The organism is Streptomyces griseocarneus (assembly GCF_014655595.1).
In the GTDB taxonomy this organism is placed as follows: Bacteria; Actinomycetota; Actinomycetes; order Streptomycetales; family Streptomycetaceae; genus Streptomyces; species Streptomyces griseocarneus.
On record NZ_BNBL01000001.1, the window covers coordinates 398886 to 413008 of the forward strand.

14 protein-coding genes are annotated in these 14123 nt (G+C 73.6%); 9 read left to right on the forward strand and 5 right to left on the reverse strand.

Annotation, left to right across the window (positions count from 1 at the left end):
• Nucleotides 1-14: 14 nt before the first annotated feature.
• Genes gcl through IE295_RS01665 form a run of 3 tightly spaced genes read right to left on the reverse strand, consistent with a single transcriptional unit; the run spans nt 15 to nt 3529 of the window.
• The gene (gene gcl / locus IE295_RS01655; RefSeq protein ID WP_190061588.1) at nt 15-1736 is read right to left on the reverse strand and encodes a glyoxylate carboligase; all 1722 of its coding nucleotides are present in this window, start codon (nt 1734-1736) and stop codon (nt 15-17) included.
• Nucleotides 1733-2623 carry a 2-hydroxy-3-oxopropionate reductase gene (locus IE295_RS01660; protein ID WP_190061589.1) on the reverse strand — a complete coding sequence of 297 codons (891 nt, stop codon included), beginning with the start codon at nt 2621-2623 and terminating at the stop codon, nt 1733-1735. The genes gcl and IE295_RS01660 overlap by 4 nt, the downstream gene beginning before the upstream one ends.
• Nucleotides 2624-2668: 45 nt before the next feature.
• Nucleotides 2669-3529 (reverse strand): TIM barrel protein, encoded by an 861-nt coding sequence (locus IE295_RS01665; protein ID WP_190061590.1) that lies wholly within the window; start codon nt 3527-3529, stop codon nt 2669-2671.
• 57 nt (nt 3530-3586) lie between these two features.
• Between IE295_RS01665 and IE295_RS01670 the strand changes: the two genes are divergently transcribed.
• The 9 genes from IE295_RS01670 (at nt 3587) to IE295_RS01710 (ending at nt 11625) form a co-directional block, all read left to right on the forward strand.
• The gene (locus tag IE295_RS01670) at nt 3587-3868 is read left to right on the forward strand and encodes a thiamine-binding protein (RefSeq protein WP_190061591.1); all 282 of its coding nucleotides are present in this window, start codon (nt 3587-3589) and stop codon (nt 3866-3868) included.
• Nucleotides 3865-4215: a helix-turn-helix domain-containing protein gene (locus tag IE295_RS01675; RefSeq protein ID WP_190061592.1), complete on the forward strand. Its 351-nt coding sequence runs from the start codon at nt 3865-3867 to the stop codon at nt 4213-4215. The genes IE295_RS01670 and IE295_RS01675 overlap by 4 nt, the downstream gene beginning before the upstream one ends.
• 94 nt (nt 4216-4309) lie before the next feature.
• Entirely contained in the window at nt 4310-4849 is a 540-nt protein-coding gene (gene uraD, locus IE295_RS01680; RefSeq protein WP_190061593.1) for a 2-oxo-4-hydroxy-4-carboxy-5-ureidoimidazoline decarboxylase, read from the forward strand.
• On the forward strand, nt 4846-5211 hold the full coding sequence (gene uraH, locus IE295_RS01685; RefSeq protein ID WP_190061594.1) for a hydroxyisourate hydrolase: 366 nt from the start codon (nt 4846-4848) through the stop codon (nt 5209-5211). Before uraD ends, uraH begins: the two co-directional genes overlap by 4 nt.
• A gap of 3 nt (nt 5212-5214) precedes the next feature.
• Nucleotides 5215-6096 carry a factor-independent urate hydroxylase gene (gene pucL / locus IE295_RS01690; RefSeq protein ID WP_190061595.1) on the forward strand — a complete coding sequence of 294 codons (882 nt, stop codon included), beginning with the start codon at nt 5215-5217 and terminating at the stop codon, nt 6094-6096.
• 30 nt (nt 6097-6126) lie between these two features.
• Nucleotides 6127-7515: an 8-oxoguanine deaminase gene (locus IE295_RS01695; RefSeq protein WP_190061596.1), complete on the forward strand. Its 1389-nt coding sequence runs from the start codon at nt 6127-6129 to the stop codon at nt 7513-7515.
• 136 nt (nt 7516-7651) lie between these two features.
• Nucleotides 7652-9037 (forward strand): nucleobase:cation symporter-2 family protein, encoded by a 1386-nt coding sequence (locus tag IE295_RS01700; protein WP_372478792.1) that lies wholly within the window; start codon nt 7652-7654, stop codon nt 9035-9037.
• 106 nt (nt 9038-9143) lie between these two features.
• Nucleotides 9144-10670 (forward strand): YfcC family protein, encoded by a 1527-nt coding sequence (locus IE295_RS01705; RefSeq protein ID WP_190061597.1) that lies wholly within the window; start codon nt 9144-9146, stop codon nt 10668-10670.
• 196 nt (nt 10671-10866) lie between these two features.
• On the forward strand, nt 10867-11625 hold the full coding sequence (locus IE295_RS01710; RefSeq protein WP_190061598.1) for a carbonic anhydrase: 759 nt from the start codon (nt 10867-10869) through the stop codon (nt 11623-11625).
• Here IE295_RS01710 and aceB read toward each other — a convergent pair.
• Both aceB and IE295_RS01720 read right to left on the reverse strand, forming a co-directional pair.
• The gene (aceB, locus tag IE295_RS01715) at nt 11622-13232 is read right to left on the reverse strand and encodes a malate synthase A (protein ID WP_190061599.1); all 1611 of its coding nucleotides are present in this window, start codon (nt 13230-13232) and stop codon (nt 11622-11624) included. The genes IE295_RS01710 and aceB overlap by 4 nt on opposite strands.
• A gap of 99 nt (nt 13233-13331) precedes the next feature.
• Nucleotides 13332-13958 carry a nucleotidyltransferase family protein gene (locus IE295_RS01720; protein WP_190061600.1) on the reverse strand — a complete coding sequence of 209 codons (627 nt, stop codon included), beginning with the start codon at nt 13956-13958 and terminating at the stop codon, nt 13332-13334.
• Between the last annotated feature and the right edge of the window lie 165 nt (nt 13959-14123).

A 14123-nucleotide genomic window follows, 5' to 3' on the forward strand; every position in this document is an offset into this window, starting at 1 on the left:
CCGGGCGTGCCGCCTCAGGGCAGTGGCTCGAACTCCCGTACGGAGTCGATGTCCTGGCCGTGCGGCGTGTTCGCCTCCCGTTCGATCATGATCTCGACCAGCGCCGGCCGGGACGTCGCGACGGCCTCTTTACGGGCCCACTCGATGGCCGGCCGGATGTCCGCCGGATCGACCACGCGCCGGCCGGAGCAGCCGTAGGCGCGGGCGATCGCGACGTTGTCCGTGCCCGTCTCGTCGTAGTGGATGTCGACCTGGTAGTTCATGCCGTACCCGGCCGAGGCCTGCCGGATCAGGCCCAGGTACTGGTTGTTCAGCAGGATCAGGACGTACGGCACGGCGTACTGCGCCGCCACGGCCAGCTCCTCGACCAGGTACTGGAAGCCGTAGTCGCCGACGATCCCGACCACCTCGGCCTCGCCCCGGCCCATGCCCTGGAGGGCCTTCTTCACCCCGATCGCAGCCGGGACCTCCCAGCCGAGCGGCCCGGCCTGGCCGCACACCTGGTAGTGCCGGGGCCGGTGGGCCTTCTGATGCTGGCCGCCCCAGATCTGGTAGAGGCCGATGGCGGTGACGAAGTGGGTGTCCTCGCCGAACGCCTCGTTGATCTCCTTGTAGACGCGCGGGGCCTTGACCGGGACGGTGTCGAAGTCCTCGCGACGGGTGAGGGTGCGCTTGAGGTGGCGGCAGCGCTCGAGCCAGGGTTCCGTCCCGGGCCGGGCGGCCCGGGCGCGGGCCTGCTCCAGCAGGGCGGCGAGGAACAGCCGCGCGTCGGAGACGACGCCGAGGTCGGGCTCGATCACCCGGCCCAGCTGGGTGGGCTCGATGTCGACGTGCACGAACGTCCGCCCGCCCCGGTAGACGCCGGTGTCCGCGCCGGTGTGCCGGTCGCCGAAGCGGGCGCCCACGGCGAGGACGAAGTCCGCCTCGAGGAAGGAGGCGTTGGCGTACCGCTGCGAGGTCTGGATGCCGGTGGTGCCCATGTGCAGCTCGTGGTCGTCCTCGATGACGCCCTTGCCCATGAGGGTGACCTGGAACGGCACCCGCAGGTACTCCACCAGCGCCCGCAGCTCCCCGGCCCCCTCGGCCAGGATCACCCCGCCCCCCGCCAGCACCAGCGGCCGCTCGGCCGCCAGCAGCAGGTCCAGGGCCGCCGTCACGCGGGGCGGGTGCGGCGCCACCGTCCGTACGGGCAGGGGCGCGTCGGTCGCCGCGTCGTAGCGGATCTCGCGCCGGGCGACGTCGAGGGGAATGTCGATCAGCACGGGCCCGGGGCGTCCCTCCCGCGCGGTGCGGAACGCCTCCCGGAACACCCAGGGGATCTGCGCCGCCTCCTTCACCTGCACGGCCCACTTGGTGACGGGCCGCGCGACGCCCACGATGTCGACCGCCTGGAACGCCTCCTGGTGCAGCTTGCCGGAGACGGCCTGGCCGGTGACGCACACCATCGGTATCGAGTCGGCGAAGGCCGTGTACAGCCCGGTGACGAGGTTGGTGGCGCCGGGCCCCGAGGTGGCGACGGCCACGCCGACGCGGCCGTTGGTGCGCGCCCAGGCGTCGGCCATGTGGGCGGCGCCCTCCTCGTGCCGCACGATCAGGTGCTCGATGCCGCCGACGACCTCCATCGCCTTGTACAGCGGGAGGATCGCGGCGCCGGGGCAGCCGAAGGCGATGTCGACGCCCTCGTCCTTCATCACGCGCACCGCCGCCTCCATGGCCGGCATGGTGGCGACGGTCATGGCGTCACCGTCCCCGAGAGCCGCTCGACCCCGCGCAGCAGGGCGGAGTGGTCGAGTCCGCCGTCGCCGCGCGCGCGGGCCGAGGCGACCAGCGTCGCCACGAGCGCCCCCAGCGGCAGTACGGCGCCCACCGCGCGGGCGGCGTCGGTGACGATGCCCATGTCCTTGTGGTGCAGCTCGAGGCGGAAGCCGGGGGTGAAGTCGCGGGCGAGGAAGTTGTGCCGCTTGCGGGTGAGGACGGCCGAGCCGGCGAGCCCGCCGGAGAGCACGTCGAGCGCGGCGGTGAGGTCCACGCCCGACTTCTCCAGGAAGACGACCGCCTCGGCGCAGGCCTGCAGGCCTGCGGCGACGATCAGCTGGTTGGCCGCCTTGACCGTCTGCCCGGCGCCGTGCGGGCCGCAGCGCACGATCGTCGTGCCCAGCGCCCCGAGCAGCGGCCGGGCCTCCTCGGCGTCGGCCCGCTCCCCGCCGACCATGATCGAGAGGGTGCCCTCGACGGCCCCCGCCTCGCCCCCGGAGACGGGCGCGTCGAGGACGCGCACGTGCCGCCGGGCTCCGGCCGCGGCGAGGGCCGTGGACGTGGCGGGGGCGACCGTCGACATGTCGATGAGCAGGGTGCCGGGCCCGGCGTGGGCCAGCACGCCGTCGTCGCCGAGGACGACGGCGGTGACCTGGGGGTCGGCCGGGAGCATGGTGACGACGACGTCCGCGCCGGCGACGGCCTCGCGCACCGAGCCGGCGGGCCTGCCGCCCGCGGCGGCGAGCCGGTCCAGCCTGTCCGCCTCGAGGGTGTGGCCGGTGACGGTGTACCCGGCCTTGAGGAGGTTCTCGGCCATGGGCGCGCCCATGATGCCGAGCCCGATCCAGGCGACGTGGGGGAGTGGCATGGGGTGTCCTTCCCGTGGGTGCGTGGGTGAGGTGCCGGGTGGGGGTCAGTGGCCGGCGAGCCAGCCGAAGCTCTCGTCGCTGCCGCCGGCGCCGGGCCGGTACTCGAGGCCGACCCAGCCGTCGTAGCCCGTCCGGCGGAGCCGTCCGAGCAGGCCGGGGACGTCGAGCCGGCCGGTCCCCGGGGCTCCGCGCCCCGGCGCGTCGGCGATCTGGACGTGGCCCGCCCGGCCGCCGTGGCGGTCGATGACCGCCGGCAGGTCCTCCCCGCCCACCGCCAGGTGGTACAGGTCCATCAGGAAGCGGGTGTTGCCCAGCCCCGTGGCCGCGTTGACCTTCTCGGCCACGGCGACGGCGTCCGCCGCGCGCGTGAGCGGACAGCGCGGCGACTCCACCGCGTTGAGCGCCTCGACGAGCACGACCGCTCCCGCCCGGTCCGCGGCCCGCGCCGCGTACGCGAGGTTCTCCAGGGCGAGCGCGTCCTGGACGCCGGGTGCGATCCCGTCCACGCGGTTGCCGTACAGCGCGTTGAGCGCCCGGCATCCGGTGGACCGGGCGAAGCCGACGGCGACGTCCACGTTGGCGCGGAAGCGCTCCGACTCCTCGCCCGGGACGGACAGCGCGCCCCGGTCCGGGCCGGGCAGGCGGCCGGCGTAGAAGTTGAGGGCGACCAGACGCGTTCCGGCGTCCCGCAACGCCTGCCGCAGCCCGGCCAGTTCGGCCTCGGGCGGCACCGGCGCATCCGGCCACGGCCACCACAGCTCCACCGCCGTGAAGCCGGCCGCCGCGGCGGCCGCGGGGCGGCGGGCCAGCGGCAGTTCGGTGAAGAGGATCGAGAGGTTCACGGCGAAGCGGCGCAACCCCCTCCCACCCCCTTTCTCTTCCGTATGACGGAAAATCAATTCCATTACGAGGAAGGCTGCTCCCGTCCGGACATCCCTGTCAAGGCCCGGTACGTTGACCGCGTGCGATTGAAGCTGGAGTTCACGACCGAGCCCTTCGACCTCGACGAGCCCCCGCCCCACGCGGTGGCGGCCCGGGAGGCCGTGCGCGACGCCGGCCTGGACGCCGTCGACGTCGGGCCGTTCGGCACGAGCGCCGAAGGGCGCGCCGAGGCCGTGCTCGGCGCGGTGGACGAGCTGCTGCGCGCGGCCGTCGCGGCCGGCGCCACACGGGTGTCGCTGCAGGTCAACGTGCTCGACGCGGCCGATGGCACGGCGCGCGCGGCGAAGGGGAACGACGCGTGAGCGAGCACCCGTTCCGCGTCGCCGTCCGGCCGCTCGTCGACGCCCTGGGCGGAGAGCTGCTCGAGCCGGAGCAGGCCGGGGCGGACGACGTCGTCCTGTCCTGGGAGGGCCGCGAGGTCGTGGCCGTACGTCTGCCGCACCTGGCCGACTCGCTCGAACACATCCTGGCCGACCTGGAACGCCGCCACGGCATGCCGCTCGCCCAACTGGACCGCAAGGCCAAGCAGTCGGCCGTACGGAACCTGGAGGCGCGCGGCGCGTTCGCGCTGCGGCACGGCGTCGAGACCGTGGCCGCCGCGCTCGGGGTCAGCCGCTTCACCATCTACAACTACCTGAACCGCGACTAGCTTTTTCAACAAACTGTTGACGCGGTGTTCCGCAGGGCGTTAGCTATGCGCATCTCGTTTCCGAGCGCGTCGGCGACGCGCCACGGAGGTTCCCGTGACTTCGAGTTCGACGCCGGGACTCACCCGGTTCAACGCGGCCGAGGACGGCACGGCGCGGGCCGCGCTGCACGACATCTGCGCGAGCGCCGCGTGGGTGCGGGAGATCCTCGCCCGCCGCCCCTACCGCGACGCCGAGGAACTGCTGACCGCCAGCGACGCCGCCGTCGCCCGGCTCGGCCCGGCCGACCTCGCCGAGGCCATGGCCGCCCACCCGCCCATCGGACGGCCCACGCCCGGCGACCCCGTCTCGTCCCGCGAGCAGCGCGGCATGGCGGACGCCCCCGCCGGGCTCCGGGCCGAGATGCTCGAGCTCACCCTGGCCTACCAGGAGAGGTTCGGGCACGTCTTCCTCATCTGCGCCACCGGCCTGACGGCCGAACAGATGCGGGACGCCGTTCGTCACCGCATCGACAACTCCCCGGAACACGAACGCGAGATCGTTCGCGGGGAACTGGGCCGCATCAACCGCATCAGGCTGGCACGGCTCGCCGTAGCACCCGCGACCGGCGCGACCGAAGGGGCCACCCCGCCATGACCGACGCCGCCACGGTCTCCACGCACGTCCTCGACACCGGCACGGGCCACCCGGCCGGCGGCGTGGACGTGGAGCTGTCCGTGCACGACGGCGCGGTGGGGCGGTGGTCCGTGCTCGCGGCGGGCCGGACCGACGCGGACGGGCGCTGCGCCGCCTTCCCCCCGCTGTCGCCCCGCACCGACCGGGTGCGCCTGCGCTTCGACGTGGCGGCCTACCGCTCCGGCCCGGTGGCCGACGGCGAGGGGGCCGGCCCTGCCTTCTTCCCGGAAGTGGCGGTGACGTTCGCCGTCGCGCCCGGCGAGCACCACCACGTCCCGCTGCTGCTCAGCCCGTTCGGCTACTCCGTATACCGAGGGAGTTAGTACGTGATCCTGGGTCAGAACCAGTACGGCAAGGCAGAGAACCGCGTCGTGAGGATCACCCGCGACGGCACCACCCACCACATCAAGGACCTCAACGTCAGCGTCGCCCTCTCCGGCGCCATGGAGGACGTGCACCTCTCCGGCTCCAACGCCGCCGTCCTGACCACCGACACCACCAAGAACACCGTCTTCGCCTTCGCCAAGGAGCACGGCATGGCGTCGGCCGAGGAGTTCGGCGTCGCGCTCGCCCGCCACTTCGTCACCAGCCAGGCGTCGATCCGTACGGCCAGGATCCGCATCGAGGAGTACGCCTGGGGACGCATCGAGACGCCCGGCCCCAAGCGGCACTCCTTCGTCCGCGAGAACCAGGAGACCCGCACCGCGCAGGTCACCTTCGACGGCACCGCCTGGGAGATCGTCTCCGGGATCAAGGACCTGGTGGTGCTGAACTCCACCGACTCGGAGTTCACGGGCTACGTCAAGGACCGCTACACCACCCTCCCCGAGACGCGCGACCGCATCCTCGCCACCCGGGTCCAGGCGTGCTGGCGGCACTCGGGCGCCGACGCGGCGGACTGGGACCGCTCCTACCGGCGGGCCCGCGAACACCTCCTGGGCGCCTTCGCCGACACCTACTCCCTCTCCCTGCAGCAGACCCTCTACCGGATGGGCACGCGGGTCATCGAGAACTGCCCCGGCATCGAGGAGATCCGCCTCTCCCTGCCCAACCAGCACCACTTCCTCGTGGACCTCGCACCCTTCGGCCTCACCAACGACAACGAGGTCTACCACGCGGCCGACCGCCCGTACGGACTGATCGAGGCGACCATCCTGCGCGAGGGCGCCGAGGCCCGCATCCCGGCGGACATGACCAACCTCTCGTGACCGACCGCCACCCCTAAGGACCCGGCGACCATGGCAGAACCCCCCGCACCGGCCCGCACCGTCATCGAGAACTGCGCCGTCGCGACCGTCGACGCCACCGGCACCGAACACGCCTCGGGCCACGTCGTCGTCAGCGGCCACCTCATCGAGTCCGTCGGCCCCGGGCCCGCCCCCGCGCACCTGGCCGGCGTCACCCGCCGCGTCGACGCCACCGGCCACCTGGCCACCCCAGGGCTCGTCAACACCCATCACCACTTCTACCAATGGCTCACCCGGGGACTCGCCCGCGACAGCAACCTCTTCGACTGGCTCGTGGCCCTCTACCCCACCTGGGCCCGCATCGACGAGGCGATGGTGTACGCGGCCGCGCGCGGCTCCCTGGCCATGATGGTCCGCGGGGGCGTCACCACCGCCATGGACCACCACTACGTCTTCCCCCGGGGAGCGGGCGACCTCCTCGGCGCGGAGATCCGCGCCGCCCGCGAGATCGGCGTGCGGTTCAGCCCCACCCGCGGGTCCATGGACCGCGGCGAGTCGGCGGGCGGACTGCCCCCGGACTTCGCCGTCGAGACCACCGAGGCCGCGCTCCTCGCCACCGAGGAGGCCATCGACACCCACCACGACCCCTCCTTCGCCTCGATGCTGCGCATCGGCGTCGCCCCCTGCTCCCCGTTCTCCGTCTCCACCGAGCTGCTGCGCGAGTCCGCCGCGCTCGCCCGCCGCAAGGGCGTGCGGCTGCACACGCACGGCTCGGAGACCGTCGAGGAGGAGAACTTCTGCAAGGAACTGTTCGGGATGGGGCCGACGGACTACTTCGAGTCCACCGGCTGGCTCGGCGACGACGTGTGGATGGCCCACTGCGTCCACATGAGCGACGCCGACATCGACGCCTTCGCCCGCACCGGTACGGGCGTGGCGCACTGCCCCTCCTCCAACGCCCGCCTCGGCGCGGGCACCGCCCGTGTCCCCGCCCTGCTGAGCGCCGGCGTCCCCGTCGGGCTCGGCGTCGACGGCACCGCCTCCAACGAGTCCGGCGAACTCCACACCGAGCTGCGCAACGCCCTCCTCGTCCACCGGCTCGCCGGCGGCCCGGGCGCCCTCGACGTCCGGCAGGCGCTGCGCCTGGGCACGTACGGCGGCGCCCAGGTCCTGGGCCGGGCCGCCGAGACCGGCTCGCTCGAGGCCGGCAAGCTCGCCGACCTGGTGCTGTGGAAGCTGGACGGGCTCGGCCACTCCACCATCGCCGACCCCGTCGCCGCCCTCGTCCTCGGCGCGCCCGCGCCCGTCACGCTCTCCCTCGTCGGCGGCAGGCCCGTCGTCGAGAACGGCCGGCTCGTCACCGCCGACGAGGACGCCATCGCCCGCGAGGCCCGCGCCGAGGCCCGCCGCCTCGCGCGGATCGCGGCCGACGCCGGCTGACGGCCGCGCCCGGCCGCCGCGGACCCGCCGGGAGGGACGGCTCCCGGCCGGGGCCGGGCCGGGGCACGGCACCGCCCGTGTCCCGGCCCCACGCCCCGCCCTGCCCCGCGCCACCCACCGATCAGGAGGAACCGCTGTGGCCGTAGTGCCCGGGGCCGCCCGGCGCCCCGCCGACGAGCCGGAACCGGCGGGGGGCGACAGGCACCCCGTGGACCGGCTGCCCGGCCCCGGCAAGCTGCTCGCCGGCGGCTTCCAGCACGTGGTCGCCGCCTACGCCGGCGTGGTCGCGCCGCCCCTCGTCGTCGGCGCGTACGTGGGACTCTCCCCGGCCGGGCTCACCTTCCTCGTGGGCGCGAGCCTGTTCACCGCGGGCATCGCCACACTGCTGCAGACGATCGGCTTCTGGCGGGTCGGGGCCAGGATGCCGTTCGTCAACGGCGTCTCCTTCGCGGGCGTCGCGCCGATGCTCGCCGTCGCCGACGCCCAGGGCGACCGGCGCGACGCCCTGCCCGTCATCTACGGAGCCGTCCTCGTCGCGGGCGTGCTGGGCTTCCTGCTCGCCCCCGCCTTCTGCCGGCTCGTCCGCTTCTTCCCGCCCGTCGTCAGCGGGACCGTCATCACGCTGATCGGCATCACCCTCCTGCCCGTCTCCTTCGGCTGGATCCAGGGCGGCCACCCCGAACGGCCCGCCTCCCCGGGGAACCTCGCCCTGGCGGCGGCGACCCTGGCGATCGTGCTGGTCCTGCGCAGGCTGCTGCGGGGCTTCCTGCGGCAGATCGCCATCCTGCTCGGCCTCGTCGCCGGCACCCTGCTCGCCCTCCCGGCCGGGGCCGTCGACACCACCGCCACCCGCCACGCCGCCCTCGCCGGCTTCCCCGTCCCCTTCCACTTCGGCGAACCGCGGTTCGAGGCGGCGCCGATCGTCTCCATGTGCGTGCTGATGCTGGTGTGCATGACCGAGAGCACCGCCGACATGCTGGCGCTGGGCACGATCGTGGGGCGCGAGGCCGACGAGAAGGTCATCGCGGCCGGGCTGCGCGCCGACACCCTCGGCACGGCCGTCAGCCCGCTCTTCAACGGCTTCGCCAACAGCGCCTTCGCCCAGAACATCGGCCTCGTCGCCGTCACCGGGGTGCGCAGCCGCTTCACCGTCGCCGCCTGCGGGCTGATGTTCGTCCTGCTGGGCCTGAGCCCGGCCTTCGCCTCGCTGATCGCGCTGGTGCCGATGCCGGTCCTCGGGGGCGCGGGCATCGTGCTGTTCGGGACGGTCGCGGCGAGCGGGATCGGCGTGCTGCGCACGGCCGGGCTCGACCGCGGCGACAATCTGCTGATCGCGGCGACCGCGCTGGGCGTGGGCATGATCCCGGTGGTCTCCAGGACCTTCTACGACGGCGCCGGGATCCCCGGGACGCTGAAGGTCGTCCTGGACTCGGGCGTCAGCGCCGGCTGTCTGACGGCGGTCCTGCTCAACCTCGCCTTCAACCACCTGGGCGGCGGCGGCCGGTCCGAGCGTGGCGACTAGGGGCGAATGCCGCATTGCGCGACAATCTCCACCGAAACTCCCTCGAATCGAATGTCACTCGAATCGAATCCGGGATCACTCGAAGGTGTGAGAGAGGGCCGCCACCGTGGACCAGCAACCCGAGGAGGAGCCGGCCCGCGAGGAGCCGTCCGGCAAGCGCGCCTTCGTCTTCCCCAGCGCGCTGACGGTCCTCGCGGCGGTGACCGTCGTCGTGTGGATCCTCGCCTTCGTCATCCCCGCCGGCGCCTACCGCCGCACCCCCGACGGCGACCCGATCCAGGGCACCTACCACCGCGAAGCCGCCCCCGGCGGCTTCCTCCACCGCCTCGGCGACCTCTTCCTCGCCCCCGTCAACGGCCTCTACGGCGTGCGGGACCTGAAGACCGGCGAGGTGGCACCGGACGCCGTCGGCACGCTGTACGGCAGCGCCGGGGTCTTCCTCTTCGTGCTGGCCATCGGCGCGTTCATCACCGTGGTCTTCGCCACCGGCGCCCTGGACCGGGGCATCGAACGGCTGGCCCACCGGCTGCGCGAGCGCGGGGCCCTGCTCATCGCCGGCGTCATGACGGTCTTCTCGCTGCTGGGCACCGTGGAGGGGTTCGCCGAGGAGACGCTGGGATTCTACGGACTGCTGGTCCCGCTGATGCTGGCGCTCGGCTACGACCGCATGGTCGCCACCGGCACCATCATCCTCGGCGCGGGCATCGGCGTGCTCGCCTCCACCGTCAACCCCTTCGCCACCGGCGTCGCCTCCTCCGCCGCCGGCATCTCGCTCGGCGACGGCATCGCCCTGCGCTTCGCGATGTGGGTGGTGCTGACCGCCGTCACCATCGGCTACGTCGTCCGGTACGCCCACCGGGTGCGCGCCGACCCGGAGCGCTCGCTGGTGGGCTTCCGCGAGGGCGACCGCGAGCTCGCCGCGCAGGCGGCCGAACCACCGGAACTCACGGGCCTGCAGAAGGGGGTGCTCGTCCTCGTCGCCCTCGTCTTCACCTTCATGATCTTCTCGGTGATCCCCTGGGCGGGCGCGCTCTCGGGCCGGTCCGACGCCACGCCGTACGACTGGGAACTGGGCTGGTCCTTCGCGCAGCTGGCCGCGCTGTTCATCGTCGCGGCCGTGCTGGTCGGGCTCGTCGCCCGGCTGGGCGAGCAGAAGCTGAGCGCCACGATCGTCCAGGGCGCCGCCGACTTCATCGCCCCCGCGCTGGTGATCGTCCTCGCCCGGGGCGTCACGGTCATCATGACGAACGCGAAGGTCATCGACACCGTGCTGCACGCCGTCGAGGGCGCGGTCTCGGGCACGCCGCCGGTGGCGTTCGCCGTCCTGGTCTACGTCGTGAACCTGCCGCTGGCCTTCCTGATCCCCTCCACCTCCGGCCACGCGACGCTGGCGATGCCGATCCTCGCCCCGCTCGCCGACTTCGCGGGCGTGTCCCGGGCGGTGGCGGTGACCGCCTGGCAGTCGGCGAGCGGCTGGATGAACCTGTGGGTGCCGACGACCGCCGTCGTGGTCGGCGGGGTGTCCCTGGCGAAGGTCGGCTACGACCGCTACCTGCGCTTCGTCTGGCCGCTGCTGGCCCTCCTGGCCGTGCTCATCTGCGGCTTCCTGGCGCTGGGCGCGGCCCTGGCATGACGGGGCCGGCACCGCGCCGCGACCGTTCCCGGCCACCCCGGGATCCCCTGTGGGCCGTCAGGGGTAAATGAGCCGGTGCTCCTCCGCGCCTCCCACCGGACCGCCCGCACCGCGGTGAACAATCGCGATCGCCGCGGCGGCCCGACACCCGCGGCCGACGTGCGAGCGTGTCGCAGCGATGCCGAGGGGAACGACGATGGACGCAACAGGACATCCGCACCGCAGGGCGATGCTCACCGGCGGTCTCCTGGCCGCCGCGGCCGCGCTCTCCGGGTGTTCCTCGAAGAGCACCCCGAAGACGGCGGACGCCGCCCCCAGGAAGGCGACGAAAACGGCGGCGCCCGATCCGCGTCCCACCACGGCCAAGGAGGCCTTCGCGCGGCTGATGGAGGGCAACAAGCGCTGGGTGAGCGGAAACCTCCAGCACCCCGACCGCGACCCCACCCGGCGCGAGCTCGTGGCACAGACGCAGGAACCGTACGGGGTGATCCTCTCGTGCATCGACTCCCGCGTGCCCCCCGAGCTCCTCTTCGACACCGGCCTCGGTGACCTCTACGTGCTGCGCACCGGAGCACAGGCCGTCGGCCCGGTGGTCACCGGCTCCGTCGAGTACGGGCCCATGACGACCGGCACCCCGCTGATCGTCGTCCTCGGCCACCAGCGCTGCGGGGCCGTGGAGGCGTCGTACAAGGCGCTGCGCGAGGGGGCGACGCTGCCCGGCAACCTGCAGGCCATCGCCGAGGCGCTGCGGCCGGCGTACGAGCAGACCGTCAAGCGTCCCGGCGCGGACCCGGTCGACACCATGGCCCGCGCCCAGGCCCGGCTGACCGCGGGCGACCTGCGCTCCAACAAGGACCTCGCCCCGCTGGTGAAGAAGCATTCCCTTGCCGTGGTCAGCGCCTACTACTCACTCGACACCGGCCAGGTGGAGGTCCTGTCCGGCGCACCCTCCTAGTCGCTCTCCCGGTCGAGGAGTTCGTACGCCGGCAGCGTCAGGAAGTCCGCGTAGTCCTCGTCGAGCGCCACCCTCAGCAGCAGGTCGTGGGCCTCCTGCCAGGCGCCCGGCTCCGCGCGGACGGCGGCGAGCTCCTCGGCCGCCACCTCGCGCACCAGCGCCGCCGTGACCCGCTCGCCGCCCTCGAGGACGACGCCCGCGTCGACCCACTGCCACAGCTGCGAGCGGGAGATCTCCGCCGTGGCCGCGTCCTCCATGAGGCCGAAGATGGCCACCGCGCCCACCCCCCGCAACCACGCCTCGATGTAGCGCAGGGCGACCTGGACGGCGTTGCGCAGCCCCTCGTGCGTGGGCTTCGCCCCGAGGGTGTCCACGGCGACGAGCTGGTCCGCCGTCACCCGCACGTCCTCGCGCAGCCGGTGCTTCTGGTGCGGCCGGTCGCCGAGCACCGCGTCGAAGCAGGCCCGGGCGACCGGCACCAGGTCGGGGTGGGCGACCCAGGAGCCGTCGAAGCCGTCGGCCGCCTCGCGGTCCTTGTCGGCCCGGACCTTCGCCAGCGCGGCCTCGTTGGCCCCGGGGTCCCTGCGGGAGGGGATGAACGCCGCCATCCCGCCGATCGCGTGCGCCCCGCGCTTGTGGCAGGTGCGCACGAGCAGTTCGGTGTACGCGCGCATGAACGGCGCGGTCATGGTGATGGCGTTGCGGTCGGGGAGGACGAACTTCTCGCCGCCGTCACGGAAGTTCTTGACGATGGAGAAGAGGTAGTCCCAGCGGCCGGCGTTGAGCCCGGAGGCGTGCTCGCGCAGCTCGTGGAGGATCTCCTCCATCTCGTACGCGGCGGTGATGGTCTCGATGAGGACCGTGGCGCGGACGGTGCCCCGGGGGATGCCGACGTAGTCCTGGGCGAAGACGAACACGTCGTTCCACAGCCGGGCCTCGAGGTGCGACTCGGTCTTGGGGAGGTAGAAGTAGGGGCCCTTGCCGAGGTCGAGCAGCCGCCGGGCGTTGTGGAGGAAGTAGAGGCCGAAGTCGGCCAGGGCGCCGGGGACGGGGCGGCCGTCGACGGTGAGGTGGCGCTCGTCGAGGTGCCAGCCGCGCGGCCGCATCACGACGGTGGCGAGCTCCTCGGCCGGCCGGAGCGCGTACGCCTTCCCCTCCGGGGTGGTGAAGTCGATGCGGCGCTCGTAGGCGTCGATCAGATTGAGCTGGCCGTGGACGACGTTGTGCCAGGTGGGCGCGGAGGCGTCCTCGAAGTCGGCGAGCCAGACGCGGGCGCCGGAGTTGAGGGCGTTGACGGTCATCTTGCGGTCGTCGGCGGGGCCGGTGATCTCCACGCGCCGGTCCTCGAGCGCGGCGGGCGCGGGCGCCACCCGCCAGCCGGGGTCCTCGCGGACGGCGGCGGTCCGGGCGGGGAAGTCCAGGGTGCCGGTCCGGGCGATCTCCGCGCGGCGGGCGGCGCGCAGGGCGAGCAACTCGTCGCGGCGCGGGGTGAACCGGCGGTGCAGGGCGGCGAGGAAGGCGAGCGCCTCCTCGGTCAGCACCTCTTCCTGCCGTTCCACGGGCCGGGCGCGGACGACGGCCGGCGAGGACGGCGCGGGTGCGGACATGGGCGGTCACTCCTCTTCAGCGGGCGGGGCATGAGGACGGCGCATGCTCAACTGGCCTTGTGGAGAATAGTTTTCTTATCGTGGAAGTTCAATGGCGTGTCATTCCAGCAGCGCGAGGTCGTCCGGGGTGTCGACGTCGTCGGGCGCCGCCACGTCCGAGCACTCCACGAGCCGCAGGTCCGCCGCGTGCCGGCGCAGATACGCGCGGGCCCCCAGGTCGCCCTCGGCCGCCCGCGCCACGCCCGCCCAGTGCTCGCGCCCCAGCAGTACCGGATGCCCCTGGCCGCCCTCGTAGGCCGCCGCCGCCAGATGCGCCCCGGCCCGGTGCGCGGCCAGCACCCGCGCGACGGCCGCCGCACCCACGCGCGGCTGGTCGACCAGCACGACCACCGCCGCCGAGACGCCCGGGACCGCCGTCAGTGAGGCGAGCCCGGCCCGCAGCGAGGACCCCATGCCCCGCTCCCAGCGCGGGTTGTCCACGAGGACCCGGTCCGGCGCCGGCGGCCCCAGCCGGGCCCGCACCTCGGCCGCGCCCGCGCCCAGCACCACGTGCACCGGCCCGCAGCCGCCCTCGTACAGCTGTCGCATCGCGTGCTCCACCAGCAGGCCGCCCCGGTGCGCCAGGAGCGCCTTGGGGCGCCCGCCGAGCCGCCGCCCGCCCCCGGCCGCCAGCAACAGCCCCGCCACGCACGCCTGTTTCGCACCCGTGTCCGCCGTTCGCGCCATAGCCCCTGCATACCGCATACCTGGGCGGATGTGCGCCGGACGTCAGTTCGTCACTCGTACGTGAACGCTCGGCCTGAATTTCGCTGTGCGTGTGGCGCGTCGCACGGAAATTGGCGTTAACTGATCCGCGCGAGCGAGTGCGGGAGGGGGACAAGTCGTGGCGGA

What these genes read in the sequence shown, in the direction of transcription:
- aceB (WP_190061599.1), bottom strand. Translation starts at nt 13,232, where the DNA reads ATGTCCGCACCCGCGCCGTCCTCGCCGGCCGTCGTCCGCGCCCGGCCC.
- IE295_RS01665 (WP_190061590.1), bottom strand. Translation starts at nt 3,529, where the DNA reads ATGGAATTGATTTTCCGTCATACGGAAGAGAAAGGGGGTGGGAGGGGG.
- IE295_RS01710 (WP_190061598.1), top strand. Translation starts at nt 10,867, where the DNA reads ATGGACGCAACAGGACATCCGCACCGCAGGGCGATGCTCACCGGCGGT.
- IE295_RS01720 (WP_190061600.1), bottom strand. Translation starts at nt 13,958, where the DNA reads ATGGCGCGAACGGCGGACACGGGTGCGAAACAGGCGTGCGTGGCGGGG.
- gcl (WP_190061588.1), bottom strand. Translation starts at nt 1,736, where the DNA reads ATGACCGTCGCCACCATGCCGGCCATGGAGGCGGCGGTGCGCGTGATG.
- uraH (WP_190061594.1), top strand. Translation starts at nt 4,846, where the DNA reads ATGACCGACGCCGCCACGGTCTCCACGCACGTCCTCGACACCGGCACG.
- IE295_RS01660 (WP_190061589.1), bottom strand. Translation starts at nt 2,623, where the DNA reads ATGCCACTCCCCCACGTCGCCTGGATCGGGCTCGGCATCATGGGCGCG.
- IE295_RS01695 (WP_190061596.1), top strand. Translation starts at nt 6,127, where the DNA reads ATGGCAGAACCCCCCGCACCGGCCCGCACCGTCATCGAGAACTGCGCC.